The sequence below is a fragment of the Martinezella hainanensis genome (genome assembly GCF_900094555.1).
In the GTDB taxonomy this organism is placed as follows: domain Bacteria; phylum Pseudomonadota; class Alphaproteobacteria; order Rhizobiales; family Rhizobiaceae; genus Rhizobium; species Rhizobium hainanense.
Genome location: NZ_FMAC01000006.1, coordinates 198443 through 216164, shown reverse-complemented (window position 1 = coordinate 216164; position 17722 = coordinate 198443). Strand labels below are relative to the sequence as shown.

The 17722-nt window shown below is 59.6% G+C and carries 17 protein-coding genes; 13 read left to right on the top strand and 4 right to left on the bottom strand.

The genetic code is table 11. The features are described 5' to 3' along the window. Positions 1-6 precede the first annotated feature (6 nt). Complete coding sequence (locus tag GA0061100_RS20200) at positions 7-1143, top strand: amidase family protein (RefSeq protein ID WP_425298689.1); 1137 nt, start codon at positions 7-9, stop codon at positions 1141-1143. Positions 1144-1380: 237 nt separating this feature from the next. On the opposite strand, the gene GA0061100_RS20195 is transcribed toward GA0061100_RS20200, so the two are convergent. After that, entirely contained in the window at positions 1381-1857 is a 477-nt protein-coding gene (locus GA0061100_RS20195) for an Lrp/AsnC family transcriptional regulator (RefSeq protein ID WP_075854519.1), read from the bottom strand. Positions 1858-1994: 137 nt separating this feature from the next. Between GA0061100_RS20195 and GA0061100_RS20190 the strand changes: the two genes are divergently transcribed. The 9 genes from GA0061100_RS20190 to GA0061100_RS20150 are packed head-to-tail and all read left to right on the top strand — an operon-like array spanning position 1995 to position 10693. Beyond that, on the top strand, positions 1995-3482 hold the full coding sequence (locus GA0061100_RS20190) for an NAD-dependent succinate-semialdehyde dehydrogenase (RefSeq protein ID WP_075854518.1): 1488 nt from the start codon (positions 1995-1997) through the stop codon (positions 3480-3482). Between the two features lie 10 nt (positions 3483-3492). Next, positions 3493-4893: an aspartate aminotransferase family protein gene (locus GA0061100_RS20185; RefSeq protein ID WP_075854758.1), complete on the top strand. Its 1401-nt coding sequence runs from the start codon at positions 3493-3495 to the stop codon at positions 4891-4893. A 30-nt stretch (positions 4894-4923) separates the two neighbouring features. Then, entirely contained in the window at positions 4924-5700 is a 777-nt protein-coding gene (locus GA0061100_RS20180) for an amino acid ABC transporter ATP-binding protein (RefSeq protein WP_075854517.1), read from the top strand. Positions 5701-5738: 38 nt separating this feature from the next. Continuing rightward, entirely contained in the window at positions 5739-6557 is an 819-nt protein-coding gene (locus GA0061100_RS20175; RefSeq protein WP_075854516.1) for a transporter substrate-binding domain-containing protein, read from the top strand. A 60-nt stretch (positions 6558-6617) separates the two neighbouring features. Beyond that, positions 6618-7331 carry an ABC transporter permease subunit gene (locus GA0061100_RS20170; RefSeq protein WP_075854515.1) on the top strand — a complete coding sequence of 238 codons (714 nt, stop codon included), beginning with the start codon at positions 6618-6620 and terminating at the stop codon, positions 7329-7331. A gap of 2 nt (positions 7332-7333) precedes the next feature. After that, complete coding sequence (locus GA0061100_RS20165; protein WP_075854514.1) at positions 7334-8014, top strand: ABC transporter permease; 681 nt, start codon at positions 7334-7336, stop codon at positions 8012-8014. Between the two features lie 19 nt (positions 8015-8033). Then, complete coding sequence (locus GA0061100_RS20160) at positions 8034-8387, top strand: cupin domain-containing protein (RefSeq protein WP_075854513.1); 354 nt, start codon at positions 8034-8036, stop codon at positions 8385-8387. A gap of 45 nt (positions 8388-8432) precedes the next feature. After that, positions 8433-9752 (top strand): NAD(P)/FAD-dependent oxidoreductase, encoded by a 1320-nt coding sequence (locus GA0061100_RS20155; RefSeq protein ID WP_075854512.1) that lies wholly within the window; start codon positions 8433-8435, stop codon positions 9750-9752. Between the two features lie 8 nt (positions 9753-9760). Then, positions 9761-10693 (top strand): 2-hydroxyacid dehydrogenase, encoded by a 933-nt coding sequence (locus tag GA0061100_RS20150; protein ID WP_075854511.1) that lies wholly within the window; start codon positions 9761-9763, stop codon positions 10691-10693. Between the two features lie 389 nt (positions 10694-11082). Here the strand turns inward: GA0061100_RS20150 and GA0061100_RS20145 are convergent, their stop codons facing one another. Further along, positions 11083-12489, bottom strand: a complete 1407-nt coding sequence (locus GA0061100_RS20145) for an amidase (protein WP_075854510.1) — start codon at positions 12487-12489, stop codon at positions 11083-11085. A 145-nt stretch (positions 12490-12634) separates the two neighbouring features. Between GA0061100_RS20145 and GA0061100_RS20140 the strand changes: the two genes are divergently transcribed. Next, complete coding sequence (locus GA0061100_RS20140; RefSeq protein ID WP_075854509.1) at positions 12635-13195, top strand: TetR/AcrR family transcriptional regulator; 561 nt, start codon at positions 12635-12637, stop codon at positions 13193-13195. 125 nt (positions 13196-13320) lie between these two features. On the opposite strand, the gene GA0061100_RS20135 is transcribed toward GA0061100_RS20140, so the two are convergent. Then, a complete protein-coding gene (locus GA0061100_RS20135; RefSeq protein ID WP_075854757.1) occupies positions 13321-14220 on the bottom strand; it encodes an AraC family transcriptional regulator in 900 nt (299 codons plus the stop codon). A 171-nt stretch (positions 14221-14391) separates the two neighbouring features. On the opposite strand from GA0061100_RS20135, the gene GA0061100_RS20130 reads away from it, so the two are divergent. After that, positions 14392-15345 carry an aldo/keto reductase gene (locus tag GA0061100_RS20130; protein WP_075854508.1) on the top strand — a complete coding sequence of 318 codons (954 nt, stop codon included), beginning with the start codon at positions 14392-14394 and terminating at the stop codon, positions 15343-15345. A 232-nt stretch (positions 15346-15577) separates the two neighbouring features. On the opposite strand, the gene GA0061100_RS20125 is transcribed toward GA0061100_RS20130, so the two are convergent. Further along, positions 15578-16159 (bottom strand): TetR/AcrR family transcriptional regulator, encoded by a 582-nt coding sequence (locus GA0061100_RS20125; RefSeq protein WP_075854507.1) that lies wholly within the window; start codon positions 16157-16159, stop codon positions 15578-15580. Between the two features lie 256 nt (positions 16160-16415). Between GA0061100_RS20125 and GA0061100_RS20120 the strand changes: the two genes are divergently transcribed. Next, a complete protein-coding gene (locus tag GA0061100_RS20120) occupies positions 16416-17528 on the top strand; it encodes an alpha/beta fold hydrolase (RefSeq protein ID WP_075854756.1) in 1113 nt (370 codons plus the stop codon). The last annotated feature ends 194 nt before the right edge of the window (positions 17529-17722 follow it).

Here is a 17722-nt window from a genome sequence, read left to right as displayed (position 1 = left end):
GCATTCATGCCCTATCCAGAAGCCAATGTCGGGCATGCGGCTGCCGGCCCGCTTTCCGGCCTTCGCCTGGCCGTCAAGGATCTTTTCGATGTTACTGGTTATCCGACGGCCGCCGGCAATGCCATGTTACTCGCTGCCTCCGGCATCAAGACATCGACGGCTCCTCTCGTTCAAACGCTTTTGGATGCGGGAGCCCGGTTCGTAGGCAAGACCAATACGGATGAACTTGCCTATTCCCTCATCGGCGGCAACCTCCATTTCGGCATGCCGATCAATCCTTCCGATCCCGATCTCATTCCGGGCGGCTCGTCGTCGGGCTCTGCCGTCGCAGTCGCCGCGGGCCTTGCGGATATCGGCCTCGGAACAGATACGTCCGGCTCCATCCGGCTGCCGGCCGCCATCAACGGTCTCGTCGGCTGGCGGCCCACACATGGAAGTCTCGACAACGGAGGGCTGCGCCCCCTTGCGCCGAGCTTCGATGTGCCCGGTTTCATGACGCGAAGCCTGGAGCAGATGGCCGCACTCATGAGTGCTGTCGGAATACCTGCGGCAGACGACCGACCATCCTCCGTTCTCATCGTCGAGAATATCTTTGATACCATCGAAGAAGATGTGGCAGACGGAATGATCGCCCGTTTTCGATCGGCCGCCATTTCCGTTCGCGAAGCAGGCTCGATCAGCTCGTTCAATTTGGATGAGCTTGCCTCGGCATTCGTCACTATTCTCCAAAAGGAAGCTTGGGAAAGCAACAGATCCCTTTTCGACCGGCGGCCTCAAGCCATTGCACCCGATATCGCCGCGCGTCTTCTGTCAGGAGCGAATCTGGACGTCGGGGAGGTGCGCGAGGCGCGTCGGATTCGAGAGCATTTTTCCAGGGAGATCGACCGATTGTTCTGCGATGACGTGGTTGTCGCTCTTCCGACATTGGCGATGAGCCCGCCAAAGCGCGATGCTACGCCGGAAAGCTTCGCAGCGTTTCGTTCCGGCTGCATCAAGCTTCTGTGTCTGTCAGGCCTAAGCGGTTGTCCACAGCTGACGTTTCCACTCGCTAGTGCAGGCGGAAAAGTTTCATCGTCGTTGCTCGGCGCAAGAAGTGCCGACAGGATGCTAATGACTGTGGGGAAACGATTGCATATTGGGTGAAATGCAAATGCCGCGTCAGGAAAAACGGACCGGTCTCACCCGTTAGAAAACATTGAAAAACTTAAGAATAGCCAATTTGGTGCGTGGACACCTCGCTGAGGCCGCGGTGTGATAACGGGTATGTCGCATTTCGAAGCCGCAGGTTGTCGGTTCGATACCTTTCAAGAGCAAAGCAAGGTTGGGCCTCAAGCCTCCGCTTCTGGGTCATCTCTCCCAATCAGATATGCGCGCGTTACCTTATGAGAAGTCGTCAAAATCGATTGGCACGGAGAAGCCAACTTTCACTCGATCCATCACGACCATGGTCTTGAAACCCTTGATGTCGGGGTTCTCGTAGAAGAATTTGCGGGTAAAGCCCTCATAGTCTTCCATGCTGCGCGCGGTGACGATCAGCACGAAGTCCGAATCCCCCGTCACGTAGTACCCGTTCATCACCTCTGGTGTCTGGCGGATCGACTGCTTGAAGCGGTCGACGATATCGGCTCGTTCACGCTCCAGGGATACCAGCACCAACATGGCGATCGGTCGACCGATGGTCTTTGGCTTGACGATGGAAACGTCCGCCTCGATCACTCCTTCCTCTCTTAGACGCTTGATCCGCCGCTGAACGGCTGTTGCTGAAAGGCCGACCAATGCGCCCAGTTCCTCGGTACTGTGGCGGTTGTGCGATTGGAGAATGTTTAGAAGGCGGGCATCCAGTCGATCGAGCTGCATCAGATTTTCCGCAGGTTTTCTTCGTTTCTGTGCCAAAGAAAGCAGGGTTTCGTCACTATAGCAAGCAAGCTTGCCGGATAAGCGCGCTGCACTGCACATAAGCTTCTCGCAACGAGGGGAATGAAACGAGAGGCGAAATGTTGAATACGATACCGACAGCACGCCACGTGTTGACGCAATTGGGCGATAAGGACTTGCTTCGCGACAGGTCGTACATTGCCAGCGCGTGGGCAGGGACGTCGACATCGACTGCCGTGTTGGACCCGGCGACAGGTGAGGAAATTGCGCAGGTTGTCGATTGCGACGACGCGTTGCTTGGCCAGGCGATCGACGCTGCCGAGCAGGCATTTGCCAGATGGCGCGAGCTTATGGCACGAGAGCGGGGACAACTGCTCCTCAAGTGGGCCGGTCTCATTCGCGAGCATGCCCATGATCTCGCTGTGATCCTGACCGCAGAGCAGGGCAAGCCGGTAAGCGAGTCCGCTGCGGAGATCCTGTACGGCGTTGGCTTCATCGAATGGTTTGCCGCCGAAGGCGAGCGTGCCTACGGCGAGACGATCCCGGCGCACAAGCCGTCGAGTCGTCTGTTCGTTTCCATGCAGCCGGTCGGCATCAGCGCGGCTGTGACACCGTGGAATTTCCCGAGCGCGATGATTGCTCGCAAGGCTGCGGCGGCGCTCGCGGCCGGCTGTCCTGTCATTGTCAAGCCGGCGGTCGAAACGCCGCTCTCGGCCCTTGCGCTTGCCGAACTTGCTCATCGCGCTGGCTTTCCAGCGGGCGTGTTCCAGGTTGTCACGGGCGATGCCGTGCTTCTGACCGAGGGGCTTCTTTCCGACGAGCGGGTCCGCGCCTTCAGCTTCACCGGCTCGACCGAAGTCGGCCGTATTCTGCTGGGCAAGGCGGCGCAGACGGTGAAGAAAGTGTCGATGGAGCTTGGCGGTCACGCACCATTTATCGTGTTCGACGACGCGGATCTGGGGGAGGCTGTAGAGGGCTGCATCACCGCGAAATTCACGACATCAGGCCAGGACTGCCTGGCCGCAAACAGGATCTACGTCCAGGCCGGCATTCACGATGCCTTCGTCGCGCACCTGCTGGCACGGATCGGAAATCTCCGGATCGGACCCGGCTTCCAGCCGGGGGTCGACATCGGCCCGATGACCAGGGTGGCTGTCGTCGAGAAATGCCGCTTGCACATTGCCGATGCAATCGGGAAGGGGGCCAGAGTTCTGGCCGGCGGCGTTCCAGATCCGAAGTCGGGCAACTTCGTCCCTCCCACGCTGCTTGTCGATGTCACCCCCGACATGCTGATTGCATTTGAGGAGACCTTTGGCCCGATCGCACCGGTGCTGCGGTTCGAGAGCGAGGATGAAGTAAGGGCCGCGGCCAATGCGAGCGAAATGGGGCTCGCTGCCTACGTCTATACCCGCGACCTCAAGCGCGCCATGCGCCTCTCCGACGCCCTCGAATACGGGATGGTCGGCGTCAACACGGCCTCGTTCACTGGCGGACCCATCCCGTTCGGCGGATGGAAGCAATCCGGGCTGGGCCGCGAGGGCTCGCGTCATGGGCTGCAGGAATTCATGGAACTGAAATACGTCTGCTTTGGCGGCCTGGCCGCGTGAGGAAATGAATATGATTGATATTGCTGAAATCGCCGACATGGATCGCAGGACCGTCCTGCATCCTTTCACCTACCTGAAGGATTACGCGCAGGGCGATGCCGATCCCACCATCATGGAGACCGGCAAGGGCGTCCGAATCCAGGACGCAACGGGTAGGGAATATATCGACGGTTTCGCCGGACTCTACTGCGTTAACATCGGCTATGGGCGGACAGAAGTGGCCGAGGCCATTGCTCGCCAGGCCTACAAGCTGGCCTATTACCACTCGTACGCTGCCCATACGACGGAGGAGCTCGCAAGGCTGTCCGATCGGCTCGTCAGGATGGCGCCGGGCAACATGTCCAAGGTCTTCTACGGTCTCTCGGGTTCGGATGCCAACGAAACGCAGGCAAAGATTGTCTGGTATTACAACAACCTGCGTGGCAAGCCGCACAAGAAGAAGATCATCGCCCGCGAGCGCGGCTATCACGGTTGCTCGGTCGTCGCCGGCTCCATGACGGGCCTCAGTTTTTACCATGACCACATGGATCTGCCGGTTTCCGGCATCCTGCGCACCGGTGTTCCGCATTTTTATCGCGGTGCCCATCCGGGCGAGACCGAGGAGGCGTTTTCGCAGCGGCGTGCCGATGAACTCGAGGCGATGATCATAGCGGAAGGCCCGGATACCGTCGGCGCATTCATTGCCGAGCCGGTTCTTGGAACAGGCGGAATCACCCCGCCGCCGGTTGGGTACTGGCCGAAGATCCAGGCCGTCCTGCAGAAATACGACGTATTGCTCATCGCCGACGAGGTGATCTGTGGCTTCGGTCGCACCGGCGCCATGTTCGGCTCTCACCTCTATGGCATGGAACCCGATCTGGTGACGGTCGCCAAGGGGCTGACATCAGCCTATGTCCCTTTGTCCGCCTCGATCGTGTCACAGAAGGTCTACGAGGTCATGGAGGAAGCCACGCCGCGCGTGGGCTCATTCTCCCATGGCTATACCTATTCCGGCCATCCGATCGGCGCCGCGGCTGCCAATGCCGTGCTTGACATCGTCGAGCGCGAGGATCTGGCGGGCCAGTCCGCGAAGAAGGGTGCCTATCTGATGAAGCGCCTGAAGGCCGCCTTCGAGCAAAACCCCATCGTGGGCGAAGTCCGCGGTGTCGGCATGCTGGCGGCGGTGGAGTTTGTTGCCGATCGTGACAGCAAGGTTGCATTCGACCCGGCCCTCAAGGTTGGCGCGCGGATTTCGCAGGCTGCGCGCAACCGCAATCTGATCGCCCGTGCAATGCCGCATGGAGACATTCTGGGCTTCGCGCCGCCGCTCGTCATGACCGAGGCGGAAATCGATGAAATGATCTCCATTGCCAAAGCCGCCGTCGACGAGGTTCTGAAGGAGCTCGATAGCCAGGGCGGAGTCAAAGGCTAAGGGATGATCGCCTGACTGGAGAAAGCGCGCATGAACGAAGTCCTGAAGGTCCATAATCTTGTGAAGTCGTTCGGTACGGCGCGGGTACTGGATGGCGTCAGCTTCCGCATGCGCCCGGGAGAGGTCATCTCTCTCATCGGTTCCTCCGGCTGCGGCAAGAGCACGGCCCTTCGCTGCGTGAATTTCCTGGAGACGCCGACTTCCGGGCAGATCGAGGTCCTGGGGGATGCCGTTTCGGTCAGTTCGGGTGCGCGAGGTGACAGCATCGTCGTCAATGCCGCGAATATCATGCGCTTTCGCCGGCAGATCGGCATGGTGTTCCAGAACTTCAATCTCTGGCCGCATCGAACCGTGCTTGGCAATGTTACGGAAGCGCTGATCTATGTGCTGAAGCTAGCGAAGAAGGAAGCGACGGACGTCGCGCTGACAGCGCTCTCCAAGGTCTGGATGGCTGACTTCAGGGATCGTTATCCCCACCAGCTTTCCGGTGGGCAGCAGCAACGCGTCGCGATCGCCCGTGTCCTGGCGATGCGGCCGAAGCTGATGCTGTTTGATGAGCCGACGTCGGCGCTCGACCCGGAGCTCGTCGGCGAAGTGCTGAAAGTCATACGAACACTGGCGGAAGAGGGGGCAACTATCCTTCTCGTCACCCATGAGATGCGGTTCGCACGTGACGTGTCGAACCGCATGATATTCCTGCAAAAGGGGCGCCTTGAGCAGGACGACACGCCGGAGGAACTGTTTCGCAACCCCGCTTGTGAAGCGGTGAAGCGGTTCCTTTCCAGCGTCATGCCGGCCAATGCCTGACGGCAGGCCACCACAAGAACCATAAAAGGGGTAACAGAATGATCAGCAGCAAGTTTATCAAAGCCGCACTCGCATCAAGCCTCCTCCTGGCGGCAGTATCCACAGCGGCATCGGCCGAAGACGGTGTGCTTCGCATCGGGACCGAAGGCGATGCGCCAAAGTTCAGCATGGCCGATCCCAATGGCAACGTGACCGGCTTCGACGCCGATATTGCCAACGGCCTCTGCACCGAACTCAAGGTCAAGTGCAAATTCGTTGTCCAGACCTTCAGTTCGCTCGTCCCATCCATGGATAGCGATCGTTTCGACGTTATCATTTCCGGCCTCAGCATCACCGCCGAACGCGCCAAGAAGATTGACTATTCGATCCCCTATGCAACGACACCGCAGTATTTCGTGGTGGCGAAGGATTCGCCTTTGGCGAAGCTCAAGACGCTCGCCGATGTCGAAAAGGCACTGGGCGGGAAGAGCGTCGGCGTTGTCACGGGGACGACCTATGCGAAATTTGTCCAGAAGAACATCCCTTCGGCCGATCTGAAGACCTATGACGCCACGACTCAACAGCTTGCCGATCTTGCGAGCGGCCGTATCGACGCCGCCTATGGCGACTCGCCCACCTGGCAGGATTTTCTTGCGACCCCTGATGGTGCGAACTTCACCAAAATCGACGTCAAGGTCATGGCGATGGACGACCCGGACACGCTCGGCAAGGGTATGGGTGTTGGCATGAAGAAGGGCAACACGGAACTGAAGGCCAAGGTCAACGCCGCGCTCTGCAAGATGATCAACGACGGCAAGGTCAAGGAATCGTCGATGAAATGGTTCCAGGACGACTATACCATCCCCTGCAAGAACTGACCCTTTGACAAGGCGACCTGCCTCGGCCCTCTTTCGGGGCAGGTCAACGGGATGGTACTTATGCTGAATGATTTCTGGGTATTGATGGTGGAGCACGGCTGGGCGCGGGCTCTGCTTCAAGGCTGTTTAGTCACGGTCGCCATCGGTCTGCTGGGTATGTTGCTGGGCTTCATCGCGGCGACCCCTCTTGCGGTCCTTCGATGGAGGAAAGTGTCCGGCATCTCACAAATCGTGGATGCCTATAGTGTTGCGATCCGGGGTGTCCCGGGCCTGTTGGTAATCTACCTGTTGTTTTTCGGCTCGATCGATTGGGTTCGGGCCGTGACCACTGTTTTTGGCTTCCAGCAGGCTGCCGAAAACGCTTATCCGTTCATCATCGGGGTTCTGGCGATCGCTGCAATCTCCTGCGCTTATTCCATCGAAGTCATCAGGGGAGCCCTCGAAGCGGTTCCGCGCGGCTTGTTGGAGGCGGCGCATTCGCTGGCGCTGCCATGGAATATCACATTTTTCCGGGTGACGCTTCCGCTCGCCCTGCGGCTGGCACTTGGCGGCATCAATAACGTCTGGCAGATGACGATCAAGGATACGTCTCTTATTTCCGTGGTCGGCCTGCAGGAATTGATGCGGACTGCGGCGATCGCTGCAGGCATTACCCGCTCTCCATTGCTGTTCTACTGTATCGCGGCAGTCCTCTTCTTCTGCATGACTGCAGTCAGCCAGACGTTGTTCGCGGTTGCCGAACGGTGCCTCAATCGCGGTTTCGGGGGGCGCTGACCATGGATTTCAACATCATCGGCTATGCGGTGCCATTCCTGCTCGCTGGGGCAAAAGTAACTCTTCTGATCGCTATCTTTGGCGTTGGGCTAGGGCTGCCGTTCGGCGTTCTCGTCGGTCTCGGGCGCGGGGCTAGAAGCAGGTTCCTTCGGCGCATCTGCGATATCTACTGCGCGATCTTTCGCGGCACGCCCATGCTCGTGCAGGTGTTCATCATCTACTACGGGTTGGCCCAGGTTGATTTCATTCGCCACAATGCCGTCCTTTGGTGGCTGATCGGCAGCGGCTTGAACGCCGCAATCCTTGCGGTCATCCTGAACACCGGCGCTTACACCGCGGAGATATTCCGGACAGCTTTCCTTTCCCTGCCCAGGGGCCTGATCGAAGCGGCCGAAGCCTGCGGCATGTCGCCCTGGCATGTGTTTGCCCGGATCAAGTTCCCGCTGGCGCTGCGCCAGGCGCTACCATCCTACAGCAGCGAAGTGGCCATCATTGTCAAGGAATCGAGCCTTGCATCGACCATCACTGTCCTCGAGATCACTGGCTACGCCAAGCGGCTGATGAGCGAGACCTTCGCCATCATGGAAATCTTCATCATCACCGCCGCCTTTTACCTCGCTCTCAACGTCGTTGCGTTGACATCGCTGAAACTTCTCGAACGGCGTCTGTCGTTCAACCGATAACCCCAAAAGGAAATCCCTTATGTCCAAGCTTACATTCATTGACCAGAACAATCTGCCCGAACCACGCAAGGGGCAGCCACTTCCGGAGCGGCTTCTCGAAGGGGATCCCCGCTTCCTTTCCTGGGACATCGCCAAGACCGAGGATGGGCAAGTATCCTGCGGACTCTGGGAGGCTACCCCGGGTGCGTACCGGTCGATCAAGGGCAAAGTCTTCGAGTTCTGCTACATTCTGTCTGGCGTATCCGAGCTGACGGAAGACGGAGGCGAACCGCGTCGCATCACCGCGGGCGATTCCTTCGTCATGCATCCCGGTTTTGAAGGGGTTTGGAAGGTCATCGAGACCACCCGCAAGATTTGGGTCGAGCGCAGCTGATCCACGCTGCATCACCTGCCTGCAACATCGATTCGGTGCCTTCCCATGCTTCCATGTGCTCACACATCAGTTCAATCGACACCCTATTGGTGGGATGACTGCAACTTCCCGTCCCTGTCGGTTCGACCGGTCAGTCCAACCTGCGACGTCGTCATCGTCGGGGGCGGATACACGGGGCTTTCGGCGGCAATCGAGCTAGCACGTGCCGGCCGGCACGTGCAGCTGTTCGACCGGCAGCCCCTCGGCAAGGCTGCGTCCAGCCGAAATGGCGGCATGGCGAGCGGTAGTATTCGGCCCGGTTGGAAGGAACTGATCAAACGCTTCGGCGAGGAACATGCCAATGGCATTCTCCTTGAGGGTAAGGCTGCCCGCGAGGACCTCTGGCGCTTCATGGAGGAGGAGAAAATCGATTGTGAATTTTTCCTTTCGGGCCTCTTCGATGGCGCGATGACTTCGGAAGAGGCAGAGGACCTGCGTCGCCATGCGGATCTCCTCCACCGGATGCTCGGCATCGAGGCGTTTCCGGTAGAGAGGGCTGATGTTCGAAAGTATATCGGCACGGATCTCTATATCGGGGGTCTGGTCAGGAAGGATATCGGTGGGCTGCAGCCGGCAAAGCTGCTGGCCGGGATGATCGGCATTGCGGCGTCCACCGATGCCGTCATCCACGAGAATACGGCGGTGCTCGGCTCGACGGAGGAGGTTGGTGCCGTAAGAGTTCGAACCGCGCGCGGCGAGGTCGTTGCAAAGAAGCTTCTCGTCTGCACCGACGGATATACCGATGGGTTCGATCCGTGGTTGCGCCGCCGTCTGGTACCCGTGCGCAGCCGCATCATCGCCACGGAGCCGCTTGGCAGGGATGTCATGGATCGCCTCATGCCCACGCGCATGATGCATGGCGACATGCGCAAGCTCAGCTATTACTATCGGCCGTCGCCCGATGGATCTCGCATTCTCTTCGGCGGTCGGGATGGCACGACGGAGGGCGATCCGAGCGCACCTACGGTCCACTTGCAGGCCGAGCTCGCCCGGCTCTTTCCCGAGCTGGCGGGAGTGGGCCTCACCCACAGCTGGTTCGGCTATGTTGCCATGCACCGCGACATGGTCCCGCGAATTTTCTCCGTGGGAAACACGGTCTATGCCACCGGCTATTGCGGTTCGGGCGTCGTCTGGGCACGCTGGCTGGGCAAGAAGGCTGCCTTCAAGGTGCTTGGCGACAAGGAGCAGGCCCGTTGCGCCTTCGATTTCGACCCGGCACCCAAAGCCATCCCCTTCTACAGCGGTCGTCCGTGGTTTATCCCGATTGTCTATTCCATGTATGAGCGCCACGACAAGAAGACGTTGCAGCGCCTGAATCAGCGGTGAGACGGAACATGGTCTTCCTGTTTCTCTGCGACGCGGAGCGTGGTGCTGTCTTCGCAAGGGCATTTGCCGAGCACCTTCCCGACGTCCGGTTTTCAATGGATGCAGGATCGGTCGATCCGGGCGAGGTTCGGTACATCATGACCTGGAAGCCGCCAGAGGATCTCGCGCGCTATCCAAACCTCGAGGCAGTGTTCTGTATTGGCGCCGGTGTCGATCAGTTTGCGAATGTGAGCCTCCCGTCGAGGGTGAAGCTCATCCGCATGGTCGATGACGGCATCACCCGGATGGTAGTCGAGTATGTAGTGATGGCGGTTCTATCGCTTCACCGTAATCTGCATGTCTACATCCATCAGCAGCGTCAGCGTGCCTGGCGAGAGATTAACCCACAGCCCCAGCCGGCGGACCGCCGGGTGTCCGTTCTTGGACTTGGAGTTCTTGGCGCGGCAGCGGCGGCCAAGTTACAGGGGTTCGGGTTCAAACTTTCCGGATGGAGCCGTACCAAACGGGCGCTCGATGGAATGGTCTGCTTCAGCGGTGCCGACGGTCTTCGGGACATGCTTGCGGCGACCGACATCCTCGTATGTCTGCTTCCATTGACGCCGGAGACAACGGGCATTCTCAACGCTGAACTGTTCTCGACGTTGCCCGAAGGGGCGAGCCTTGTGCACGCGGGTAGGGGACGTCAACTCATCAGCGATGCCTTGATAACGGCATTAGATCGCGGGCATCTCTCCGGCGCGTTTCTTGATGTTGTGGATCCTGAGCCGCTTCCTCCCGCACATCCTCTCTGGACGCACCCAAAAGTGGTGCTTACGCCGCATATTGCTGCGATCACCCAGCCTGGGTCCGCGGCGATGACGACAATCGAAAACCTGAAGCTTTTGAAGGCTGGTCGGGACCCCGTCGGCCTGGTCGGCAGGGCTGATCTCCATCGCCACTGAAGCGGCACCGAAGGACTGGTCATATCATGGCATAACGGCCTGCTTGGCCTTTGCGATTGCACAGAGCGCTTGAACGGCGTCGAAGCCCGGATTTCGGAGACTCCAGAAACTCAATCACATCGACCCGCGTCTCAAGGTGGGCGACAAGCGACTGATAAGCTTGTCGCGGCCATGGAACATATCGCGTCCGATCTCACTATAGATGGTCGATCAGTGACGTCCAAGTTGACGAAGCATCTCGTTGATCGTCGAGCACCAGCGTCAGCACGATCGACTTTCCTCGCCCACTCCGCCCGAGAGGTCTCCATGCGAACGATGCAGGTAAGCGTTCAGGCGGATCGGAACGCCGGTATCACTGCGCGTTCGCATGACGCCGGCGCTCTTCGTCGTCAGAGGTCCGGATGCAGGTCTCGAACAGTGCTCACGCTTTCGAGCTGGGACGCGATGCTCAGGATCGTCGACTCGGCGAGCCAGCTCCCGACGATCTGGACGTTGATCGGCAGGCCTTCCTTGCTGGTCCCAAACCGCATCGAGATCCCCGGCAGGCCGGTGATGTTGAGCGGGACGGTCGCGCCCTGCAAGTAGGTGGCGTCGACCTTCTGACCGTTGATGACGAACTCCTCTTGTCCATGCTTGTGGGCCGGGAGCGGTAGCACCGGAGTGACCAGTGCGTCGAATTTTTGGAAATATGCGGCATAGCCGTCGCGGAGACGCTCCGCTGCCTGCTCGGCCTCTATAAACTCCTTCATCGAGGTGTCGGGCAGCGAGAGCATTGTCTTCGACATCTTATACATCTCGTCTTCATGGCCGGCGGTCGCCTCTGCAAAGGCCGGCTTCATCTCCATGACGTGGATGCGGTTGAAGACGTCAAGGGCGAAGTCTTTCTCGAGCGCTGGGATGCGGACTGGCTCGACGTGCAAGCCGAGATCTTTGAGCGCGTCCGCAGCTGCCTCGACCGTCTTGGCGACTTCGAGGTCGATCGGGCCGAAACCGGGTTCGACCAGCCAACCCACGCGAAGCCGGCGATATGGTTGGCGACCGATGCCGGCGTCGAACTGGACCGTGCTTGTGGAGAGGGCGTCCTGACCGTCCGGGCCGGCGAGCTGAGAGAAGGCAAGCGCCAGGTCGCGGATGCTACGGGCCATAGGCCCGACGTGCCAGAAGCGGCGCGGCGCGCGCGGATAGATGCCGGTCATCGGCACGCGGCCATGCGTCGCCTTGAGAGACACGATGCCGGTCTGCGCTGCCGGGCCGCGCACCGAAATGGCCAGATCAGTGCCGAGGCCGATGGGCGACATGCCCGCCGCGATGGCCGCCGACTCGCCGCCGCTCGAACCACCCGGCGTGCGCGTTACGTCCCAGGGATTGTTCGAGCGGCCGGTGAGCAGGTTGTCGCTCTCGATCCAGTAGGAGAATTCGGGGAGATTGGTCTTGGCGAGCAGGATGCCGCCGGCCTTTTTCATCCGCGCCACGCTGGTCGCGTCCGTATCAGGCGTGCGGCCCTTGAAGATCGGTGAGCCGCGTTGCGTCGGCACGCCGGCGGTGTCGATCGAGTCCTTGACCGTGAACGGGACGCCATGGAGGGCGCCGAGCTCTTCGCCGGCTTGAACGGCCGCGTCGGCCGCCTCAGCCGCCTTGAGAGCGTCGTCGGCGAGGGTGACGATCGCATTGATCTTCGGGTTTACCGCCTGAATTCGGTTCAGGTGGGCTTGCACGACCTCGACCGACGAAACCTCTCGGTTGCGGATCAGTTCGGCAAGCTTGGTCGCATCGGAAAAATAGATGTCTCTGCTCATGCTATAAGCCTTTTTCTCGCTCGTTTACCCACCATGGCTAACCTACCTGCCACTTGGTAGCCTGAGGATGGGTCTTTCATTTTTTGTTGTCAACCCCTACCTATCACGTGGTAGGCTGATCGTCGGCCAAACTTAGGATGTTCAGATGACGGCAAACTCAAAGGAAGCGATTTTGGCGGCTGCCAAACAGAGTGCTCAGGCGCACGGCTACGGCGGTCTAAACTTTCGTGATCTTGCCAGCGAAGTCGGGATCAAGGCGGCAAGTATCTACCACCACTTTCCAAGCAAGGCCGACCTCGGCGTTGCGGTAGCGCGGCGATACTGGGAGGACACGAAGGAGGATCTCGACAATCTGAGGGAGGCGGATGATCCGTCGAGCGCTCTCCGGCAATACCCAGGGATTTTTCGCAGATCGCTTGAGAACGCCAACAAGCTCTGCCTCTGCAGCTTCATGTCCGCCGAGTATGATGATCTTCCAGAGCCGGTGAAGAAGGAAGTTCAGACCTTTGCCGATGTAAATGTGGCTTGGCTCAGCAAAGAGCTGACTGCGGCTGGCGTTGTGCCTGCGAAGAAAAGCGAGGAGCGCGCCCGCGCCATTTTCGCTGCCGTCGCGGGTGCCCAACTGATGGCGAGAAGTCGCTCGGACATCGCATTGTTCGACACGCTGATCGAATGCTACAGGGCGGCGGGGCTCCTGCCGGCGTAGGCGGCCGAATTGTGCCCGTTTGATGGACGGAGATCGCTGCGAAGCCGGAAGCTGGCGCCGGACCCGGGCCACCAACCGCTCTCGTGGCAGCGCCTCGTAGCGTGAGGTTAGCCAGTAAGCTGAACTCAAGCCCGCACCGCCAAGTCCGGCGAAGCACGCAGGCGGGCTATGTCGCGTGCCGGCGGTTCTCCGAAGTGTCGGCGATACTCGCGACTGAACTGCGACGGGCTTTCGTACCCCACGCGCAAAGCGGCAGTCGTGACGTCAATGTTCTCAACCAGCATTAGGCTGCGCGCGTCCTGTAGCCTGAGTTGCTTCTGGAATTGCAGCGGCGTCAGCGCCGTCACAGCGCGAAAATGTTCGTGCAGGCTCGACGGACTCATGCCTACTTCCGTAGCAAGCCGCTCGATGCTGAACCGTTCGCGGAAATTCTTCCCAATCCATGCGATTGCGCGGCCGACCTGGGCGACTCGGCCCTGACTGGAGGTGATGTGGCGCATCCTGGCGCCGTCCGGGCCTGCAAGCAGGTGATAGAGAATTTCCTGCTCGGCAAGTGGTCCGAGCACGGGCAGCGCTGCCGGATCATCGAGCAGACGCAGCAGGCGCAACGCAGCGTCGAGCAGACCGGCGCCAGCGTCGGACACCATCTTGCCTATGGGCGGAGATGGCGCTCCCGGCGCCGGTGGCACGCGCAACGCCAAGTCCCCCAGCGTCCCCGGATCGAAATCGAGGTACAGGCAGAGATAAGGCTTGTCAGGCGTCGCCTCGATCACATGGCCTGTGGCTGGCAGGTCGTAGGTCACCACCCCATAGCGTCCCGGTGCGTATCTGAATACGCGGTCGCCCAGCGTGACCTCCTTCTGCCCCTGCGCAACGAGGCACAGCTGCGGCCGATAAACATTCGGCATTGGCATCGTCACGGTGGAGGATCGAACAAGCGTTACACGTTCGATGGGGGTGGTGTGGAAACCGTCCTTCGAAACGTACCCAGCGATTATTGCGGCAATTTCTCTCAGCGTTTCCATAGAGCCGACCTTCGCACGAGCGAGGAAGCGCGGCAACGCGAACCTCGGCTTCTGGAGGATCAGGCAGAAATCTCGGCGCATCGGGCTAACGGTTCGGAGGCGCCGCGGATCACAGTGTCAGCGGCGGGTGGATCACAACAAACTTGGCCGCAGAACACGCGTGGAGCACACATGACAATTGATAATCTCAAGATACCTACGGTCGCATTGGGCACTTGGGCCTGGGGCGACAGCGGCGAGACCGGCGACGGCTACTTCGGCAGCCCCCTGACCAGAGCCGGCCTGGAGGAGGCCGCGGACAAGGCTCATACGGCTGGCTTCACCCTGTGGGATACCGCCGTGGTATACGGCATGGGTCGTTCAGAGACCGTGCTCGGGGAGGTCCTGAAGCGCTACGCCCGCAGCGACTACCAGCTCTCCACGAAGTTCACCCCGCAGGCTGCGGGAGCCGGCGACGATCCGGTGGCGGAGATGCTGGAGCAGAGCCTGGCACGCCTCGGCACCGACTACATCGACCTCTACTGGATTCACAATCCGGCCGATGTGGCGCGTTGGACGCCAAGCCTGATTCCGTTGCTACGAAGCGGGAAGGTAAAACATGTCGGCGTCTCGAATCACAATCTGAGCGAAATCAAGCTCGCCGACCAGATCCTCGGAGAAGCCGGGTTCCGGGTCGAGGCCATCCAGAACCACTATAGCCTTCTCTACCGCGGTTCTGAGGACGCTGGGATCCTGGACTATTGCCGCAACCGCGGTATCCCGTTCTTTGCCTATATGGTGCTCGAACAGGGCGCCCTCAGTGGCAGGTACAATCCGGAGAATCCGCTACCGGAAGGCACTAAGCGGGCGCAGGCCTACAATGGCATGCTGCTTCAGTTAAAGGCCCTGACCGACAAGCTCGCCTCCATCGGCCAAAGCCAAGGTGCAGCGGCTCCCGATGTCGCGATAGCTTGGGCCATCGCCAAGGGTACGACGCCGATCATCGGCGTCACCAAGCCCAATTACATTGATGGTCTGGTCCGAGCCGCCAGCATAAGACTCTCCAGCAACCACATTGCAGAGCTGGAAGCTCTCGCTGACGCGGCCGGCGTGAACACCCGCGGCTGGTGGGAAAAACAAATGTAAGTCCGAAGTTCGGCAGGGCGGAGATCTCGAACAACCGCTCTGACCAATATGCAGGCGATCATCCCGTTCCGCAAGACGATCGCCTGTCTTTCCGTGGCTGGTCGTCACTCCGTGCATCTCGATGTTGCAAGACGCAAAACACGACCGATTGAGGCGGGGAATTGAGCCATATCAGCGACATAGCGTGTGGCTCAAGGCTCAGTTGAATCAGAGAAAAACCAGTAGCGTCCCATTACCTCTCGAGGGAAGCCCATCCACGGACACTAACGTCCGCCAGCGCCTCGAATATAGCCGGGCTCCGCTCAAGGCGGGCGATCGTTCGCGCACCCTCGAGGGCAGCTACCAATGCGGCTGCGGCAGAGGACGCACGCTCAGAAGTGAAACCGCACCCCCTAAAGTGATCCGCAATAATCTCAGTCGAATCGAGAAAGCCGCGCGCTACCCGCTTCGTTAGATCAGCGTCGAGCGCTGGCAATTCGTTCGCTAGGTTTTGCATAAGGCATCCGTACTGGAAATCAGCGGCGACCATCTCGTCCGCAAATGTGCGGAAAATCTGACGGACAAACTTCGGAGCATCCCCCGCCGTCTCACTCGAGATATGTCGCAATACAGCCATTCTCTTTGCAACGTAACAATCAATTGCCTCTTCCGCGAGCTGTGCCTTGCCGCGTGGAAAGTGGAAGTAGAACGACCCTTTCGGTGCACCACTTTCTTTAAGGACCTGGATCAATCCGGTCGCCGTGTAGCCTTGGATGCGAAATAGCCGTTCGGCGGTGGAAATCGCGCTAGCGCGGGCGTCAGTTCTACGTGCCATGCCATCAGCCTAGCACGGCTCGCTTGACGATGCTATGGCGATCGACATACTATGGTGATCACCATATAGGAAATTGCTGATGAGTGATCCGATTATCTTCAAGGCACCTGCGTCACGCCGCGCCGTCCTAGCAATGGGCGCGGCGAGCCTGGCTGCGGCTTCACTTCCGCCGGTCCACGCAAACCCCATAAGAGGAACTGATTTGACCCAATCACCATACGGCGGCGGCAACCTTCCCAAGGGCGTCCGTTCGCGCATGATCCAGGCAGTCAACAGCCTCGATGTCCATATTCTCGAGGCCGGTTACGAAAGCCCTGGTCGGCCGCTTGCTCTGCTTCTGCATGGCTTTCCGGATTTGGCTTATGGCTGGCGACATCTGATTCCAATTCTGGCTGACGCCGGGTACCATGTCGTGGCACCCGACCAGCGGGGTTTTGGCCGCACCACCGGCTGGATGAATGGCTATGACGGCCCGCTCGCACCCTTCGGTCTCTTGAATATGACGCGAGACGCTCTCGGATTGGTTTCGGCGTTAGGATATCGACGGACAGCGATGCTTGTCGGACATGACTTCGGCTCGCCCGTGGCGGCCTATTGTGCGCTTGCACGCCCTGATGTCTTTCCCTCGGTGGCGCTTATGAGTGCACCGTTCCCTGGTCCGCCGGCGCTTCCATTCAACACCGCGGAAAGCGAGGCACCGTCGGTTCAATCGAACAATGAGTATCAAAAACTGGCGGCCGCGCTGGCGGCACTCGATCCGCCGAGACAGTATTATCAGCAATACCTGAGTGGACGGCAGGCGAATGATGACATGTGGCACCCACGTCAAGGTTTGCACGCGTTTCTTCGTGCATTTTTCTACGTCAAGAGCGCCGATTGGCCGGGAAACAAGCCGCATCCGTTGAAGGGGCGAACCGCCGCAGACCTGGCGGAGATGCCCACGTATTACGTGATGGACCTTGGTAAAACGATGCCACAGACCGTCGCTCCATTTCAACCTTCCGCCGCCGAGGTCGCGGCCTGCAAATGGCTCACCGAGCCGGAGCTTGGAGTGTATACGGAGGAGTATGACCGCACAGGATTTCAAGGCGCCCTGCAGGCGTATCGCGTCTTTTCAGATCCCGACCTCAACGCCGAGCTGCGCCTCTATTCGGGCAAGACGATCGATGTCCCGTCGCTCTTCATCGGCGGGACAAGCGATTGGGGCACCTATTCGGCACCGGGCGCGCTCGATCTTATGAGGACGAAGGCAACGACAAGAATGAGTGGCGTCGAACTGATCGACGGCGCGGGTCATTGGATCCAACAGGAGCAACCGGCTCGGCTTGGCAAGCTGCTGCTCGATTTTGGTAGCATGCAAAGAGAATGACTTGCTCGCCGTCCGCAATCAGCGTTTTCCGCTCCCGCCCGATCCGGCGGTCATGCCTTTCGTCAAGAATCCGAGGCTCGTATCCCGTCAAGAGCAAAAACAATTTGTCACGTTTGCAGAAAGTGCGTCGACGCATTGGATTGAAGAATCGAAAGCTCTATTGTTATCAACGGTAATAGAATTCAGTACATATT

Coding starts and splice junctions, on each gene's coding strand:
- GA0061100_RS20200 (WP_425298689.1), top strand. CDS start 7: ATGCCCTATCCAGAAGCCAATGTCGGGCATGCGGCTGCCGGCCCGCTT.
- GA0061100_RS20195 (WP_075854519.1), bottom strand. CDS start 1,857: ATGCAGCTCGATCGACTGGATGCCCGCCTTCTAAACATTCTCCAATCG.
- GA0061100_RS20190 (WP_075854518.1), top strand. CDS start 1,995: ATGTTGAATACGATACCGACAGCACGCCACGTGTTGACGCAATTGGGC.
- GA0061100_RS20185 (WP_075854758.1), top strand. CDS start 3,493: ATGATTGATATTGCTGAAATCGCCGACATGGATCGCAGGACCGTCCTG.
- GA0061100_RS20180 (WP_075854517.1), top strand. CDS start 4,924: ATGAACGAAGTCCTGAAGGTCCATAATCTTGTGAAGTCGTTCGGTACG.
- GA0061100_RS20175 (WP_075854516.1), top strand. CDS start 5,739: ATGATCAGCAGCAAGTTTATCAAAGCCGCACTCGCATCAAGCCTCCTC.
- GA0061100_RS20170 (WP_075854515.1), top strand. CDS start 6,618: ATGCTGAATGATTTCTGGGTATTGATGGTGGAGCACGGCTGGGCGCGG.
- GA0061100_RS20165 (WP_075854514.1), top strand. CDS start 7,334: ATGGATTTCAACATCATCGGCTATGCGGTGCCATTCCTGCTCGCTGGG.
- GA0061100_RS20160 (WP_075854513.1), top strand. CDS start 8,034: ATGTCCAAGCTTACATTCATTGACCAGAACAATCTGCCCGAACCACGC.
- GA0061100_RS20155 (WP_075854512.1), top strand. CDS start 8,433: ATGCTTCCATGTGCTCACACATCAGTTCAATCGACACCCTATTGGTGG.
- GA0061100_RS20150 (WP_075854511.1), top strand. CDS start 9,761: ATGGTCTTCCTGTTTCTCTGCGACGCGGAGCGTGGTGCTGTCTTCGCA.
- GA0061100_RS20145 (WP_075854510.1), bottom strand. CDS start 12,489: ATGAGCAGAGACATCTATTTTTCCGATGCGACCAAGCTTGCCGAACTG.
- GA0061100_RS20140 (WP_075854509.1), top strand. CDS start 12,635: ATGACGGCAAACTCAAAGGAAGCGATTTTGGCGGCTGCCAAACAGAGT.
- GA0061100_RS20135 (WP_075854757.1), bottom strand. CDS start 14,220: ATGGAAACGCTGAGAGAAATTGCCGCAATAATCGCTGGGTACGTTTCG.
- GA0061100_RS20130 (WP_075854508.1), top strand. CDS start 14,392: ATGACAATTGATAATCTCAAGATACCTACGGTCGCATTGGGCACTTGG.
- GA0061100_RS20125 (WP_075854507.1), bottom strand. CDS start 16,159: ATGGCACGTAGAACTGACGCCCGCGCTAGCGCGATTTCCACCGCCGAA.
- GA0061100_RS20120 (WP_075854756.1), top strand. CDS start 16,416: ATGATCCAGGCAGTCAACAGCCTCGATGTCCATATTCTCGAGGCCGGT.